This window comes from Limnobacter sp. 130, from assembly GCF_902506325.1.
In the GTDB taxonomy this organism is placed as follows: domain Bacteria; phylum Pseudomonadota; class Gammaproteobacteria; order Burkholderiales; family Burkholderiaceae_B; genus Limnobacter.
The window spans coordinates 122,239-137,941 of sequence record NZ_LR732331.1 but is presented as its reverse complement, the minus strand read 5'-3'; the positions used below and the strand labels follow the sequence as shown (position 1 = coordinate 137,941).

General features: G+C 54.3%; 11 protein-coding genes. 7 read left to right on the top strand and 4 right to left on the bottom strand.

Annotated elements, in window-relative coordinates; translation table 11 throughout:
• Window positions 1-5: 5 nt before the first annotated feature.
• A complete protein-coding gene (locus FRIGORI9N_RS13475; RefSeq protein WP_159572225.1) occupies window positions 6-2,039 on the bottom strand; it encodes a TonB-dependent receptor in 2,034 nt (677 codons plus the stop codon).
• Window positions 2,040-2,213: 174 nt separating this feature from the next.
• Between FRIGORI9N_RS13475 and FRIGORI9N_RS13470 the strand changes: the two genes are divergently transcribed.
• The 3 genes from FRIGORI9N_RS13470 to FRIGORI9N_RS13460 all read left to right on the top strand — a co-directional run bounded on the left by FRIGORI9N_RS13470 (window position 2,214) and on the right by FRIGORI9N_RS13460 (window position 5,259).
• The gene (locus FRIGORI9N_RS13470) at window positions 2,214-3,428 is read left to right on the top strand and encodes an iron-containing alcohol dehydrogenase (RefSeq protein WP_201301503.1); all 1,215 of its coding nucleotides are present in this window, start codon (window positions 2,214-2,216) and stop codon (window positions 3,426-3,428) included.
• 132 nt (window positions 3,429-3,560) lie between these two features.
• Window positions 3,561-4,568 (top strand): catalase family peroxidase, encoded by a 1,008-nt coding sequence (locus FRIGORI9N_RS13465; RefSeq protein WP_236550900.1) that lies wholly within the window; start codon window positions 3,561-3,563, stop codon window positions 4,566-4,568.
• An 88-nt stretch (window positions 4,569-4,656) separates the two neighbouring features.
• A complete protein-coding gene (locus tag FRIGORI9N_RS13460) occupies window positions 4,657-5,259 on the top strand; it encodes a nitroreductase family protein (RefSeq protein WP_159572223.1) in 603 nt (200 codons plus the stop codon).
• Window positions 5,260-5,265: 6 nt separating this feature from the next.
• Here FRIGORI9N_RS13460 and FRIGORI9N_RS13455 read toward each other — a convergent pair whose 3' ends face one another.
• A complete protein-coding gene (locus FRIGORI9N_RS13455; RefSeq protein ID WP_159572221.1) occupies window positions 5,266-6,576 on the bottom strand; it encodes a di-heme oxidoredictase family protein in 1,311 nt (436 codons plus the stop codon).
• A gap of 181 nt (window positions 6,577-6,757) precedes the next feature.
• Between FRIGORI9N_RS13455 and FRIGORI9N_RS13450 the strand changes: the two genes are divergently transcribed.
• The gene (locus FRIGORI9N_RS13450) at window positions 6,758-9,208 is read left to right on the top strand and encodes a neutral/alkaline non-lysosomal ceramidase N-terminal domain-containing protein (protein ID WP_159572219.1); all 2,451 of its coding nucleotides are present in this window, start codon (window positions 6,758-6,760) and stop codon (window positions 9,206-9,208) included.
• Entirely contained in the window at window positions 9,205-10,467 is a 1,263-nt protein-coding gene (locus tag FRIGORI9N_RS13445; RefSeq protein WP_159572217.1) for a DUF3089 domain-containing protein, read from the top strand. The genes FRIGORI9N_RS13450 and FRIGORI9N_RS13445 overlap by 4 nt, the downstream gene beginning before the upstream one ends.
• Before the next feature lie 21 nt (window positions 10,468-10,488).
• Here FRIGORI9N_RS13445 and FRIGORI9N_RS13440 read toward each other — a convergent pair whose 3' ends face one another.
• The gene (locus FRIGORI9N_RS13440; RefSeq protein ID WP_159572215.1) at window positions 10,489-11,598 is read right to left on the bottom strand and encodes a putative solute-binding protein; all 1,110 of its coding nucleotides are present in this window, start codon (window positions 11,596-11,598) and stop codon (window positions 10,489-10,491) included.
• Window positions 11,599-11,720: 122 nt separating this feature from the next.
• Complete coding sequence (locus tag FRIGORI9N_RS13435; RefSeq protein WP_159572212.1) at window positions 11,721-13,868, bottom strand: TonB-dependent siderophore receptor; 2,148 nt, start codon at window positions 13,866-13,868, stop codon at window positions 11,721-11,723.
• A gap of 82 nt (window positions 13,869-13,950) precedes the next feature.
• On the opposite strand from FRIGORI9N_RS13435, the gene FRIGORI9N_RS13430 reads away from it, so the two are divergent.
• Entirely contained in the window at window positions 13,951-15,192 is a 1,242-nt protein-coding gene (locus tag FRIGORI9N_RS13430) for an RNA polymerase sigma factor (protein WP_159572209.1), read from the top strand.
• A gap of 90 nt (window positions 15,193-15,282) precedes the next feature.
• Window positions 15,283-15,699, top strand: coding sequence for a nuclear transport factor 2 family protein (locus tag FRIGORI9N_RS13425; RefSeq protein WP_159572206.1), 417 nt, complete (start codon window positions 15,283-15,285; stop codon window positions 15,697-15,699).
• The last annotated feature ends 4 nt before the right edge of the window (window positions 15,700-15,703 follow it).

The window sequence follows — 15,703 nt, the reverse complement described above, 5'->3', positions numbered from 1 at the left end:
TGCTGTTACTTCCACTTCAGCCCCACCGTTACACCTGCTAAAAACTGTCGCTCGCTGGCAGGCTCAAAGAACTGCCCTGCCCCCTGGTTCACAATCACCGAGCCCACGTATTGCTTGTCGAACACATTGTCCACGCGCGCGTAGGTGCGCACATTCCAGCCACCATCCAGCGGCCAGTCTTTGCTGGCGCGCAGGTTCACCACTGAATAGGAGGGTGCAAAAGCATCGTTTGCATCATTGGCAAACAGTTTGTCAACGTAGCGCAATTCAGTTGCCGCCTCGTACAAGCTAGACGGTTTGTACACCACTTCACCGAAGAAGGTTTTCTTCGGAATGCTGGGCAGGCTGTTGCCCGCCTGAATGCTGTTGACCGAGGTGTCGTAAGTGGCGCGGATATAGTTCACCGCCACATTGGCCTGCCACTGCGTATTGAACGCGTGTTGCAAACCCAGTTCCGCGCCTTCCCGGCTGGTTGAGCCTGCATTCTGGAATGAGGTGGCACCGCCGTTTGCAGACAGCACCACGATTTCATTTTCAGTATCGACCGTGTACAGCGCGGCATTGACACGGGTGGCGCCAAACTTGGCTTTCACACCCAATTCAAGCTGCTCGCTTTTTGCAGCTTCCAATTGCGAATTGAAGTTGGGGCTGGGTGGCGCAACAGACAAATAAGCGGTTTCCAGCAAGGTCGGCGTCTCGAAACCCTCGCCATAAGAAATATAGGTGTTGATGTTGGGCTGCAACCGATAGGTGAAACCAATATTGCTGGTCACTTCGTCGTACTTTTTGCTGCCACTGCCGTTGCCATTGCTCAAGAACTGGTCGTTCGATTCAATCTCGATGGATGAATTTCGCACGCCACCCAACACACTGAATTTGTCGGTGAAAAAGTATTCCGCCTGCAGGTACTGGTCGAACTGGCTGGCGGTGTTGGCCTCGTCGCGGTTGGGTGTGGTGCTGCCCCCGAAAAATCCGAGGCGCGCCTGTTCCAGTTCACCCACGGTCAGGCCGGCATTCAAAAACAGGGGCTTTTCCAACAAGCTGGTTTGGTGGCCAAAGCGCAGGTCGGCACCGCTGTATTCGTTTTTCAAATCAATCACGGCTGTGCTGGCCAACACCTGGCGAATTTTTCGGTCGCCATAGTAGGGGCTGAAGGTGACATTGGTACTGGGGCTGAATTTGTGTTCCAGCACAAACCCTGTTTGGCTTTGCTCAACGGTTTTGTTGGTGTTGTTGGCCACGGTGTTGTTGCCCGCCTGCCTGCGGTTGGTGGCCAATTGCGCCGCAGTCAGCCCAGCCGGGTCTTGCGCCAGCGGAATGTCCACGTAGTTCAGTACCCAGCTCAGCCGTGTGTCGCTGCTTAAATTCCAAACCAATTTGCTGTTGAAATTGTCTCGCCGTGCTTTGCTGTGGTCGCGGTATCCATCGGTTCGGAAAGTGGACGCGTCAATCACAATGCCCACTTCCTCATTGCCTTTGTTCAATTTGATGCCGCTTCGGCGTGTGTTGTCGGTGCCGAAAATCTGGTTCACTTCCAGTTCGGTACCGGGGCGCGGGTTCTCGGTGGTCAGCAAAATTACGCCGCCCGATGAATTCCCGTACAGCGAGGAAAAAGGTCCGCGCAACACCTCGATCGACTCGGTTGACGACAAACTGAAATGCGAAATTTGACCTGAGCCATCGGGCATGGTGGCGGGAATGCCATCCGAGAACAAACGCACGCCGCGCACACCTGAAGTAGCGCGCGCACCAAAACCACGAATGGAAATTTGCAGGTCTTGCGCAAAGTTGTTGCGGTTGTTGATCACAAGGCCCGGCACGCGGGTTAATGTTTCTGACAAATTCACCTGAAAGCTGGCCGCTTTCTCCAGCGTGTTCTGGTTGATTTTGTCGACCGAGGCAGGTACTTCAAACGGGTCGCGGGCTTCCCGAGTGGCAGACACCACAAAGGTGTCCAGGCTTTCAGTTTGCGCAAAGGTTGGGGTGGCCAGCCCCAAGGCGGCAAGGGCGGCGATCAAGGGCGTACTGCGGTGCTTCATGAAAAATGTCTCAACATTGTTGTAATTGGCGTTGCGCAAGCATGAAGGAAACAGTCCGTGAAATTTTCCCGATCGTCATGAAAAGTGGAATATTTCCTCTGCTTCAAAACTGCCTACTCTTTGTACAATCATCGTAACAACTGTTAACCCCAATAAAAATCAGGAGACACCCGCATGTTGCATGCACTCGAAGTGCTCGCTCTACGCATCTATATGGCCATTTTTAAAGTGGTCACCGCCTTGATGCCATTCAAGTGGCCCCGCATGTTCGAAGGCGCAGGATCGTCGCTGGAACTGGTCCGGCACATGGCCGATGCGGGTCACCGCAATGTGCTTGTTGTGACCGACGCCGTGCTGGTGAAACTTGGTGTACTCGACAAAATGAAAACCGAGCTTGAAACCCAGGGCGTGAAATACGTGGTGTACGACGGCGTGGAGCCCAACCCCACGGTGGAACAAATTGAAGCCGGTTACCGGATGTTGATGGAGAATGGTTGCCAGGCCATCTTGGCAGTGGGCGGCGGCAGCCCCATAGATGCTGCAAAAATGATCGGTGCACGCGCAAAAAACAACAAACCTGTATTGAAATTAACTGGTTTGCTGCGAGTGCACAAAGGCATGATCCCCTTGTTTGCAGTGCCCACCACGGCCGGCACGGGCGCCGAAGTGACCATTGCAGCCGTGGTCAGCGACACAGCAAACAAACGCAAAGTGGCCGCCATGGACCTGCGCCTGCTACCCACCGCAGCAGCCCTGGATGGTTCGCTGATGACTGGACTGCCTGCACACATCACCTCGTCCACAGGCATGGACGCACTTACCCATGCTGTGGAAGCTTTCGTATCGCGCAATGCCACACGGAAAACCAACCAAAAGGCGCTGGAAGCCACGCAGCTGATCATGAAATACCTTGAAACTGCAGTGGCCGATGGCAACAACCTGGAAGCCCGCCAGAAAATGGCACGTGCATCCCATTTGGCTGGCATCGCCTTTACCCAGGCTGGCGTGGGTTACGTGCATGGCATTGCCCACAAATTTGGTGCGCTGTACCACACGCCCCATGGGCTGGCCAACGCCATCGTAATGCCCCATGTACTGGACTACTCCTTACCCAATTGCGCCGATCGCTTGGCGATTTTGGCGCGCGCCTGTGGCATTGGTGACAAGGGTGCCGACGATGTTCATTTGGCTCGTGCCTTCGTGGCCCGAATTCGTGCCATGAATGAAAAGTTCAGTATTCCAACACAACTGGCCGCATTGAAACCGGCAGACATTCCGGCCGTGGCCAGGTCTGCCATCGCCGAAGCCCGCTTCACCTACGCCGTACCGCGCTACATGAGCCAACCCGTGGCGGAATCGGTCATCAAGAACATGTTGCCCACAGCCTGAATACAATCGTCTGAAAATTATATTTTTAAGACACTGTAACTTCCTTCTCGCGCCAACGATCTATTGCGTACCTCCACCCGAACCATCGGGTGGGTTGCGAGGTTGATGACCATCAAAAGAAGGATGCAGGAAATGAGAACAGCGCATGGTTTGGCCGCAGTGGCCACAATGGCCGCTTTGGCCGCACTTGGTACACAAACAGCAGTCGCCCAGACTGCAATTCCCAGCGAACCTGCCAATGCTGTGAATTTGGTAGATGGCCTTGAAGGCGTATTCGGCACCCACGCTGCACGACGTTCCGGTGCGCGCGGTGTTTGCGCAGCAGGCGAATTTGTTGGCAACAAGGCAGGCGCCGCTGTTTCAAAGGCCTCCGTATTTTCTGGCAAACCCGTACCGGTCATCCTGCGCTTTTCGGTGGGTGGCGGTAACCCCAACGCACCCGAAAGTGGCAAAGGCGTGCGTGGATTGGCGGCACAATTCGATTTACCCAACGGTGAACAATGGCTGATGGCCAATATCTCAGCGCCTTTCTTCACTGCTGCAACACCCGATGGTTTCCTGGCATTCCTTGAGGCCCGCAAACCAGACCCAGCGACCAAAAAACCTGATCCTGCAAAAATTGCAGCGGCTGCGGCCAAATACCCCGACTTCAAACCCCAAATGGAATGGGTTGCAAAAACTGGCGTGCCTGCCAGTTACGCGGCAGTGAATTACTGGAGCACACATGCATTCAAGTTCACCAATGCTGCGGGCAAAACCCAGTTTGCCAAGTGGATGTTTGTGCCTGTGACAGGTCAGGAATTTATTGCAGACGACAAACTGGCCACACACGCCAAGGTATTTCTTGAAGACGAGCTGAAAGGTCGCGTTTCACAGATTCCGGTTGAATTCGACATGGTTCTGCAATTGGCCCAGGCGGGCGACCCCACCGACAATGCGACTGTGGCCTGGCCCGACGATCGCAAAAAGGTGGTGGCTGGTCGCTTGAAAGTCAGCGCAGTGACTGACAAAGCCGCTTGCGATGGCATCAATTTCAACCCACTGGTATTGCCCACCGGTATCGAAGGATCGGATGATCCTTTGCTGGCAGCACGGGCAGGCAGCTACGCAGTGTCACAGGCGCGTCGTTTGGCCAAATAAACGATGTTCCCCTTTTAGCCTGTACACTATTGGCCGGAATCCCCTCCAGGGTTCCGGCTTTTTTTATGCAGCAAACACGGAGCAGTACATGGAATTATTCGATGCAATTTACCAACGCCGGGCCATCAAGGCGTTCGACCCCGATTACACCATTCCGGCAGATGACGAGAAAAAACTGTTTGAAGCGGCCATTCAGGCACCCACCAGCTTCAACATTCAGCACTGGCGTTTTGTGGTGGTACGCGACAAAACCTTGCGCGCTGAAATGCGCAAGCTGGGCAATGACCAAGCTCAGATCACCGATGCCTCGCTACTGGTTATCATGACCGCCGACATGAAGGCCTGGGAGAAAAACCCGTCACGATACTGGACTGAAGCCCCCAAAGAAGTGGCGGATTTGCTGGTGGGCTGGATGGGACCGTTTCATGATGGCCGCGAATGGTTGCAGCGTGACGAAGCACAGCGGTCGATCGGCATGGCCATGCAAACCCTGATGCTGTCAGCCAAAGGCATTGGCCTGGATTCCTGCCCCATGATCGGCTTTGACATTGAAGCCGTGGCCAAAGTGATCAACTTGCCTGCCGACCATGTAATGGGTCCTATGGTGGCCATTGGCAAAGGCACCAAAGCGCCTTGGCCAAAACCTGGTCAGCTCAATCTTGACGAAGTGCTGGTCAACAACACGTTCTAAAGTACGTCATAGCTTTTCGAGAAACGCAATCAACGCCGCTTGATCTGCAGGGCTTAAGCCTTGGAAGCGGCGTTTTGCACCTTCGGCCTCTCCGCCGTGAAACTCAATTGCCTGTGTAAAATCCCTGCCTGCGCGACCATCGTGCAACAAGGGTTTGTCGGTTTGACCAACACCCCACAACGGCGCTGTTTTCCATTCGGTGGGCAAGCCCAAGCCTTCCGGCGCATTGTCGGCCAGTGCCTCTCCCATGTCGTGCAACAACAAATCGGAGTACAACCACACCTCGCGGTCGCTCAGCGGCGCGGGAGCCATGGCCGATGTTTTCATCATGGGTGTGTGGCAACTGCTGCACTGAATGTCGTTAAACACCCGCTGGCCTCGCAAAGCAATGCCTTTGAGCTCTGGCCTTGGGGGTGGTGCCAACCAGCGCTGGAAATCAGCCGTGGCCTGTGTTTGCGAAAGGCTAACCGCTTCGCCCACAAAGGGTGTGCAATCGGCCGTGGCCAAATTGCCTTTGGGGCGCACCGGCGCGGCAAACAGAGGGTGGAACGTCGCAATGCCCAATTCGGTTGAAAATGCACCTTGGGTGAACGATTGCACATCGGCCACAAATCCGCGGGCACCCAAACGGCCCACCAACTGGTCAGCGGCGTTTGGATCATTCACGCCACCGGGAAACATCAAGCCAGGGCGACCACTGACTTCCGGGTTGGCTTGTGCGCTGCTCAAGCCGTTCTGAATCAAGGTGGTGTCAGGAATATTTTCCAGCAAACCAATACCAAACAGGTGGGGCGTTACCCGCGTGGTGCTGGCGATGGCATGTGGAGGAACGCGCTCGCCACCCAACACGCAGCCGGGTACTTCATCTGGAAATTCAGTGGCCACGGAGCGTGCATGCACATGGGGTGCACCATCGGCCTGTGTGACCAAACCGACCGAAAAATGGGGTGCCAACACGGTGGTAAAACGCTGAATGGTTTTCGTGGGGTCGGTACCGCCCACCGCCGGTTGCCCATGGCATTCCACACAGCTTTGTGCGTTAAACACAGCGCCCAGACCGTTACTGGGCGTAAATACCTTCTCGAAGATTGCTTTGCCCTGCTCAAAACGCGCCAGTTGAACGGGCGTTAGTCCGTCGATGGGCGCGGACCAATCATGGGTCTTTAATTTCAATGCCGGAGAATCCTGCGAATTCTGTGCGGCCTGAACTGAGGTGTTGGTATTGGCGGAGTTCTGTGAATTGTCGTCTGAAGTGCAGGCGCCCAGCAGCAATCCCAAAGCTGCAAGAGTCACCACATGGCGAGGTGTTTTGATCATGTCTCAAAAATTGTAATAGTGGTTATGGTTTTTAACTTCTTACTGTCTCCGGCAAAAATCGGATTCAAAAGTGACTAGTGTCGGTTACACGACATAGTTCAACGCTTGCCAACCCCTGCTGAATCTGTGCACCAAGCTGCGCAGTAAGAACTCAAGGAGACATCTACAAGAATCAACAAATATGAAGAACACGAAACAACGTGCCGTCCGCAGCCTGTTGGCCTTGACTGCGGCCACAGCACTGGCTGGTTGCCTGGGCGAAAGCAACGACTTGCCCGTAAGCGATGGCCGCACCAATCCGAATGAAAATTCTGGCAACAATGAATTTGTCGACACCGCTGGTTTGCAGTGCGCGCTGACCGATCCAAATTTATTGATTGGTGAGGGGCAAGACAGCCCTTCCATTTCACCGGCCAGTACGCCCAACAGCAACGTTCAACCCAACACAGGTTTGAACAGTGGCGCTTGCAAAAACAACACTGCGTTTACCATGGGCACTGGCATTGTCGACATTACCGGCCCTGCAGCGGGTTCCGTGATGATGGGTTATGAAAGCCCCACCCACGCCAGCCTTGGTTTGCACACCCGCCAGTTTTCCCGCGCCTATGTGATCGGCTCACCCTGCAACGGCAAACGCGTCGTGTATGTGGTCAACGACCTTGGAATGATTTTCCACGCAGTGCGCCAAGGGGTGCTGAACAAGGTGGCCGCCGACACAGAATTGGCTGGCTTTTACAATGAACAAAACATCATGCTGAACGCCACCCACACCCACGCCGGGCCCGGTGGCTATGCGCACTTCACCGCATTCAATGCCTTCCGTTTGGGGCACGACGAAGAGGTTTACAACTTCATTGTCGATGGCATTGTGGAGGCCATTCGCCGCGCACACACCAACCTGCAAGCCAACCCGGAACCGGGTCGCTTATTGGTCAATAACGGTGAGCTGCTCAATACCAATGTGAACCGCTCAGCCATTGCCTACGATCAAAACCCGCAAGAAGAACGCAACCAGTATTTGAACCAGCGCGGTGAAAGCCAAAATGTGAACAAGGAAATGGCACTGCTGAAATTGCGCCGTGCCGATGGCACACCGATTGGACAAATCAACTGGTTTGGTGTGCACCCCACCACCACAGGGAACACCAACCCTTTGATTTCTTCCGACAACAAAGGTTGGGCTGCCCTGGCCTTTGAAAAATTGATGGGCACGCAATACGAGGCACCCGCCGGGAAAGACACCTTCGTCGCCGCATTTGCGCAAACGGACGAAGGCGACAGCAGCCCCAATATTTTCTTCAAAAACAAACCGTTTGAGGAACGTGGTGGTTCTACAGACGAATTGAAAGCGGTTGAAATCAACGGCAGCAAACAGCTTGCGAAAGCTTTGACGCTGTACCGAGATGCCAACCAGATGGTGCGCGGTGGTGTGAACTTTGCGCAATTCCACGTAAAAATGGACGAGGTTGAAATTACCGACCCTGCGGTGTTGAATTCACTGCGCCACCCGGAATCACTGAACAGTGCCGTGAAGAAAACCTGCACGGCCGCCATGGGCGTTTCATTTGGCGCCGGTGCTGAAGACGGGCCAGGTCCAACTGTGGAAGGCGCGAGCTGCACAGCGCGCACCGACCCTGCCCGCCTCACCCGCGACCTGGCGGCACTGGCTGCGGGCAAACTGCCACCGGAAGTATTGGCGACCGCCGTGTTGTGCAACCTCAATGACCTGCCTTTCGACGCCGTACCGGTGGGCACCAGCTTAAGTTGCCAAGCTGAAAAACCGGTGCTGTTTGTGCTCGGCCCACCCCTGAACTTCAGCAACAATGTGCTCCCATTCCAGTTGTTCACCATCGGCAATGTGGCCGTGTTGGGCTTGCCATGGGAAATTACCACCATGGCGGGGCGGCGCATTCGCCAAACCGTATTGGAAGTGTTGGAACCACAAGGCATCGACCAGGTCATCATCAGTGGTTTGAGCAACGACTTTGTGAATTACCTCACCACACGCGAAGAATATTCCATTCAGCAATACGAAGGCGCATCTACCCAATTTGGCCCCTGGACCCTGGCCGCCGTGCAACAGGAAAGCCGCAGGTTGGCCATGTCATTGGCGCTGCAAGCTCAGCCACCCGAAGGGCCACCACGCACAGTGACCAGCAATCCGATTCCACGCCCGCCGTATGTACCATTTGATCAGGCACCCGGTGCTGCATTTGGCGATGTATTGGCGCAGCCCGCACCCTCGGTGGCGGCTGGCAACACGGTGACCGCACAATTTCAAAGCGCTCATCCACGCAATATGAAAACCCGGGGATTGGCCATTGTTGAAGTAGAACGAATGAACGCTCAAGGTGAGTGGGAAAGCTTCACCCACGACCGCGCGCCCGAGCTTCTTTTCCGCTGGCAACCTTTCGAGCCCACACCTTACCTCAGCCCTGTTCCGCTCGCTGGTTTTGTGTCCACCGCACTGGCGGAATGGAAAATTCCGGCCAACACGCCCGTGGGAAAGTACCGAATCAAACATCGAGGTGTGGCAGTGCCAGCAGGATCACCCGAAGAGTTTGAAGGTATCAGCGAAGCATTCGATGTAACGGCCACTGGGGCCACGTGCAGCGACGGGAGAACATTGTGATTCACAAGTTTTTATTTGGCATTGCAACTGCCTCGCTGTTGCTGACTGCCTGCGGTGGCGACTCAAGCAGCACAAACAGTGCTGGCACACGCGTAGGCGCCAGTGCAGCCAATACCACCAACCCGTTTCCAGACTATCAAAGTACGCTTTACACCGGCACCAGCAACTGGCTTTGCCACCCCGACTTAATGGGCACCAACAATGTGTGCAACGGTAACTTTGACAGCACTGCGGTGGCCGCCGACGCAACAGCAACCACCCTAAGCTACACACCAGCCACTGCACCGCAAGTGGATTGCTTTTATGTGTACCCAACTACCAGCATTGACCTGGCGGGTAATTCCGATTTGAACGACGACCTGCAAGAGCAACAAACCACCGCCCTTCAGTTTGGTCGATATGGCGAAGTATGCCGCCAGTTTGCACCGGTGTACCGGCAACGCACACTGACCGCGCTGGGTTTGAACACACTCACCGGCGCACTGGGTGGCATTGACGTTGCACCCAATGCTGGCGAAGTGGCCTATGCCGATGTGCTGGACGCTTTCAAGGAATACATTGCCAACCAAAGTGAAGGGCGCGGTTTTATTTTGGTGGGTCATTCACAAGGCTCAGGCATTTTGCGCAGGCTGATTGCCGAGGAAATTGAAACCCGACCCGAGTTGCTCAGCCGCTTTATTTCCGCACACATTCCTGGCACCAATGTGCTGGTTCCAACTGGTCGCGATGTGGGTGCTTCTTTTCAAAAAGTAGCTGCATGCCGCAGTGCCAACCAGCTTGGCTGTGTGGTGGCTTACGTGACCTACCGCGCTGGCGACCCCGAACTGGAAGACCCGCGTTTTGGCTTGAGTTCAGTTGAAGGCACACAAGCCCTGTGCACCAACCCGGCCGCACTGGCGGGTGGGCAGTCTGATTTGTTTCCGATCATTCCGCGCCAGCAACCACCTGTTTTTCGCGTGTTGTTGATTCCACGTGGGCCAGGTGGACCCTATGCCAATCCGGTCAACAATCTGACCATTCCAACGCCCTATTATTCCATGCCCGGGCAAATCAAAGGTGAGTGCAAGGTAGGGCCCAATGGTGTCAGTTATCTGGAGGCCAGCATTGTGGCCGACCCCAACGACCCACGCGCAGACGACTACCCCGGTGAATTCATCGGCGGCATGAACTGGGGCTTTCACCTGATTGATGTATCGATTGCGCAAGGTGACTTGATTCGCCTGGCCCAACGCCAGGCGGGCAGTTACCTCAGGCAGTAAAAAGGCGCACAGTGCATCGATTCACTCCACATTCGTGCTGCATTCCGCAGCACTGGGTGTGTGGTGGCAACGTACCTTTTTCAGCAGGCTCATCATGCGTTTGTCGTACACACCTTCTTGCGTTAACTGCACGCGCGCCTGCTGCATCATGACATTGTATTTTTCCTGATCGGCGGGTGTCACATCCATCCAGAATTTGGCGGGCACCTGCTTTTCAATTGTTTTGACTGCGTCAAGCGCTTGGTCAATAAAGCCCAAACCAAACTTGCGCATTTTCTTCAAACGATCGTCCAGGTCAGGCACTTCTTTTTCCAGCCGGGTACGGTTGATAATCGCTGAACCGGTCACATTCAGCAGCGGCATTTTGTAAACCCCGCCCTTGGTACCCAGGCCGCGATACAGCTCCAACGGCGCAAAGGCCACAGCCGGTGCAGCCACAATATCAACCACACCGTTGTTGAATTTTTGCGCGAAGTTGGTAATGTCGCTGGGCACCGCCTGCGCACCCAATTGCTGAATCATTTTTGACTGGCTTTTGTCCCAGTCCATCACCGCGACTTTCTTGCCAGCGGCCTTCTCGATGGAATCAATGGCGCGGTCATTCACCATCACATACGCGGCGCCCAAGGGGGCCATGCCCACCACCTGGTACTTGCCTTGAATCGACAAGTCGTACAAGGTGTCGCTGCCCATCAACACCTGCAATGCAGTTTTGACATGGTCATAAGTTGGTAAGGCACCCACGGCATCAAAGCTGCCCATGAACTGATTGAACAAACGGGCACGCAACGTGGTAATACCCACCGCTTCACACTGCCCCGTGCGAAAAGATTCGGTGGCAACAGTTTCATTGGTGTGCGGAATCAGCTCGGCAAACACATTCCACTTGCGCGCTTCCAGTGCAATGTCTTGCGCAATGCTGAACACTGGGCCCGCCTTTCCCAAAATATCAAAAATGCAAATCTTGATGTGCAAGGGTTTTTCCAGCGGCTTCATCTCTTTCATAAGTTGGCGCGACACATTGCCAATCAAATTCGGAGGAATCTCCGGGCCTTTGACTTGAGCATAGGCTTGGGTAGCAGCGCACATACTGGCCAAAACCAGCAAAACGGGCAGAAAACGGGTGAGCATTGTGTTGTTCCAGTAAGGCGTACAAAGCGGGCGCAATGGGGTACTGCAACACAGATGTAACTGAGCAGTTACATGTTGATTGAATCGCGGCGCAGGGTCAACCATGCGCCGCAGCATTCAGTTTAGAAATCGAGCGAGGCCGACACTGTCAGGGTGCGCGGGTTGCCAATGGTCAGGTAGCCCGAGCCAGGGAAACCGCCCGCTGACGCCCAATAATCGCGATCAGTTACATTGTCCAATCGGGCACGAAGTGTAAGTGCCTGATCATTGCCCACTGCCATCACATAACGCACACCCAAATCCAGGCGAGTCCATGAAGGCACTTCCTGCGTATTGGCTGCGTCGGCGTACTGGCTGCTGGTGTATATTGCGCGGGTCTCGAACGCCAAACCCTGCACCTGTTCCGGGCTCCATTCAAGGCCCACATTGGCCTGCGCGGAAGGTGCGCCAATTGCATCACGGCCATCGACATCGGTGTTCAGAACGCTCAAGCCGCCCAGCACCTTGACTGTTTTACTGGCTTTGCCAAACGCCATGATTTCCAGACCCTCATTGGTTTGATCACCAATTTGAGAAAAGGTGTTGGTGCTGTCAATGCCGTAACTGGGCTTCTCGCTTTGAAACACCGACACCGAACCGCCGATGTTGCCACCGTCGTATTTCACACCCAACTCAACTTGCTCGGTTTTGAAAGGTTTGAACACGGAGCCTGCGTTGGTCACAGCCTGATTATTTGCAGTCTGCGGTGCCGTTTCACCTTTCACCAAACCCTCAATGTAATTGGCATACACCGAATACTGTGGGTTCAGTTTGAATACAACCCCTGCCACCGGCGTGGTGGCGCTTTCTGAATAAGAGGCTGTTTGAGCGCCTGTGGTGAAATCAAAGCTCTTGGCTTCAATTTCCTGACGACGAACGCCCACAGTCAGCAACAACTGATCATTCAGGAAGGCCATTGAGTCTGCAATTGCAAGACTCGAAGTGTCTGTTTTCTCGGTGACCAAGGGATTGTTAAAGCTACCACCCGGAAAAATCACTACCGTGGGCTCAGCCACCGGTTGAGGATTGTAAATATTCCCTGAAAAACTATTGTAGAAATTGAAGGCATTTTTTGACTCCAACTCATACATCGCAGCCGAGGTGCTCACGGTGTGCTTCACGCCACCTGTGTTGAACTTGAAACGCAAACCGGCTTCAGCGGTTTGAACGGAGTCTTCTCGCACATTCGAAAATCTGTTCGCGTCATAGTCTCCGTTGGAATCATCCACGGTAGGGTTGGCGAAATTGCCAGCCTCAACACCTTCCCGAATACCCCCAGCAATCCAGCCCGTTACTGTGTCATTGAAATCATATTCTGCACGCACGGTACCAAAGGTGTCTTCTGCGTTCGAGAATGTCCAGGGCTGTGCAATGCTGCGGTCCGCGCGCGGTGTTGCTGGAATAGCCAGCCCAGCACCAATTGTTATATTGGGTTGCGAAGCTTGTAACTTGTGCTCCTGGTAGCCCACATCTGCGGAAATTCGCAGTTTGTCACTGCGGAAATCTGCGCCCACCGCAAACAGGGTTAATTCACGCGATTCCCCTTCAACATTCGTGTCGCCATCGCGCTTGGCAATGGTTGCGCGCACACCCGTAGAACCGTCGTTAAAACGGCGTGCAAAGTCACCCGCCAGGTAAGCCTCTCCGCCATCCTGAATGCCCACGGTGGCCTGGTTGATGTCGTAGTTGGGTGCACGTTTGGGCACCACGTTAATGGCACCACCCAAACCGCTTCCACCGGGTGCGGCACCATTCAAAAACGCATTGGCACCGCGCAACACCTCCACACGTTCAACCAACTCAGATGCCAGGTATTGGCGCGGCAACAAACCGTACAAACCGTTGTAGGACATGTCATCTGAAAAAATTGGCAAACCACGGACCAAATACACTTGCTGGAAATTGCCGAAACCCCGTGCCACGCGAACGGCTGGGTCATTCAGCAGCACTTCGCCCACACTGGCCGCTTGCTGGTCTTGAATCAGCTTGGACGTGTAGCTGGTCAAATTAAAGGGGGTGTCCATGTTCGATTGGGTACCCAACAAACCCACGCGCCCGCCTGAAGCGACCTGGCCACCTGCGTATTCAGGTGCCAAGCCCTCGGCGGAAGCATCGGCACTGGCGTTAACCTGCACGGCGGGCAACTCGGTGGTTTGAGCAAATACTGGAGAGGACAAGGCAGTAAACACGGCCAAGGCCAAGACGTTTAATTTCGGATTCTGGGCGTTCATGAGAAGATTGAGGACAATGAATAATCGAACAATTATAATGATAATTATTATCATTTGTATTAACGAGTGTTAATTTTTCACCATGACAACTGACCTGCACAATTGGCTCGACTCGTTTTACCAGCAAGAGTCGCGACGAATACTGGCAACACTGATTCGTTTGCTGGGCGACTTTGATTTGGCCGAAGAAGCCATGCAAGAGGCCTTTTCAATTGCGATTCAGCAATGGGAAATCAATGGCATTCCTGCCAATCCCCGCGCATGGATGGTCTCAACTGCTCGCTTCAAGGCCATTGACCAAATTCGCCGGCGTGCAAAATTTGATACGTCATATGAAGAGGTCGCCGATACACTGGCAGAACAACTGCACCACGAACCCGATTACACAGACGAGGGCATTGAAGACGATCGCCTTCGACTGATTTTCACTTGCTGCCACCCTAGCCTGTCGCCCGAGGCACAACTTGCACTCACCTTGCGAGAGGTCTGTGGTCTGTCTACAGAAGAAGTGGCCAGTGCATTTTTAAGCGCAGTGCCCACGATCGCTCAACGAATTGTTCGTGCCAAAACAAAAATCCGCGATGCCAAAATTCCCTACGAAGTGCCACAAGCAGAGCAACTTCAAGAACGTCTGCATGCGGTTTTACAAGTGATCTACCTGGTCTTCAATGAAGGCTACTCCGCTTCGGCGGGCGACGCCTTGATTCGTCAGGAACTGAGCGGTGAAGCCATTCGACTGGGGCGTTTGCTGGTGGAATTATTGCCCGAACCAGAAGCGATGGGGCTGCTGGCGCTGATGCTGATTAACGACTCGCGCCGCACAGCACGCAGCACGCCCGAAGGCGACTTGATCTTGTTGGCAGACCAGAATCGCAAATTGTGGAATCAGGAACAAATCAACGAAGGTGCCCAGTTGGTTTTGCAAGCGTTGGCATCCCGACGATTTGGTGCCTACACGCTTCAAGCGGCAATCAGTGCAGTGCATGCCGAGGCACCAAGCGCCGAGGAAACAGACTGGATACAAATTGTGGGCCTGTACGATGCCCTGCTGGAGCACACCCACTCACCGGTGGTTGCACTGAACCGCGCTGTAGCAGTGGCCATGCGCGACGGCCCCGAGGCAGGGCTTGCACTGGTGGACGAATTGCTTGCGCAAGGGCAGTTGACCGAGTACCACCTGGCCCACGCAACACGTGCCGACTTGTGCCGACGCCTGGGCAAACTCAACGAGGCCATGGACGCTTACCAGGCAGCACTTCGACTGACTCGGCAAGGACCGGAACAACGTTTTCTGCAGAGCCGCATCAACAATCTGAAAAAGTAATTGAAAAATTTTTGATCGCTTGTCGATTTCCAGATTTGCCGTTCGACTAATTCATGAAGCACCAACCCAAGGAACCACAAAGGAGTGAGCATGAACGCAATCAAAGCTGTACTGGAAAGCTGGCAGCAAGCCGTAGTCGAGGAAGATCTGGACAAGATCATGAGTCATTACAGTGAGGACATCGTGTCTTTTGACGCGGTCAAAGCGCTACACATCGTTGGCAAGGCCAATTACACAGCGCACTGGGAATACTGCATGCAATTGTGTGGCGGCGGAGTCATCATGGAAATTCATCAGCTGGCCATGCATGCTGCAGGCGACCTGGCTTTTTGCCACTACCTGTCACGCTGCGGTTCCGTGCAAGATTTCGGCGAGGAAAACATCGGCTGGATGCGGGCCACGGTTTGCCTGCGCCTACAACACGGCGAGTGGAAAATCGTGCATGAACACTTTTCCTCCCCCTTCGACCCTGAAAGTGGCAAAGCCATTTTTGATGCACAACCTTGAAAGG

Coding starts and splice junctions, on each gene's coding strand:
- FRIGORI9N_RS13470 (WP_201301503.1), top strand. CDS start 2,214: ATGTTGCATGCACTCGAAGTGCTCGCTCTACGCATCTATATGGCCATT.
- FRIGORI9N_RS13440 (WP_159572215.1), bottom strand. CDS start 11,598: ATGCTCACCCGTTTTCTGCCCGTTTTGCTGGTTTTGGCCAGTATGTGC.
- FRIGORI9N_RS13455 (WP_159572221.1), bottom strand. CDS start 6,576: ATGATCAAAACACCTCGCCATGTGGTGACTCTTGCAGCTTTGGGATTG.
- FRIGORI9N_RS13465 (WP_236550900.1), top strand. CDS start 3,561: ATGAGAACAGCGCATGGTTTGGCCGCAGTGGCCACAATGGCCGCTTTG.
- FRIGORI9N_RS13475 (WP_159572225.1), bottom strand. CDS start 2,039: ATGAAGCACCGCAGTACGCCCTTGATCGCCGCCCTTGCCGCCTTGGGG.
- FRIGORI9N_RS13450 (WP_159572219.1), top strand. CDS start 6,758: ATGAAGAACACGAAACAACGTGCCGTCCGCAGCCTGTTGGCCTTGACT.
- FRIGORI9N_RS13430 (WP_159572209.1), top strand. CDS start 13,951: ATGACAACTGACCTGCACAATTGGCTCGACTCGTTTTACCAGCAAGAG.
- FRIGORI9N_RS13460 (WP_159572223.1), top strand. CDS start 4,657: ATGGAATTATTCGATGCAATTTACCAACGCCGGGCCATCAAGGCGTTC.
- FRIGORI9N_RS13435 (WP_159572212.1), bottom strand. CDS start 13,868: ATGAACGCCCAGAATCCGAAATTAAACGTCTTGGCCTTGGCCGTGTTT.
- FRIGORI9N_RS13425 (WP_159572206.1), top strand. CDS start 15,283: ATGAACGCAATCAAAGCTGTACTGGAAAGCTGGCAGCAAGCCGTAGTC.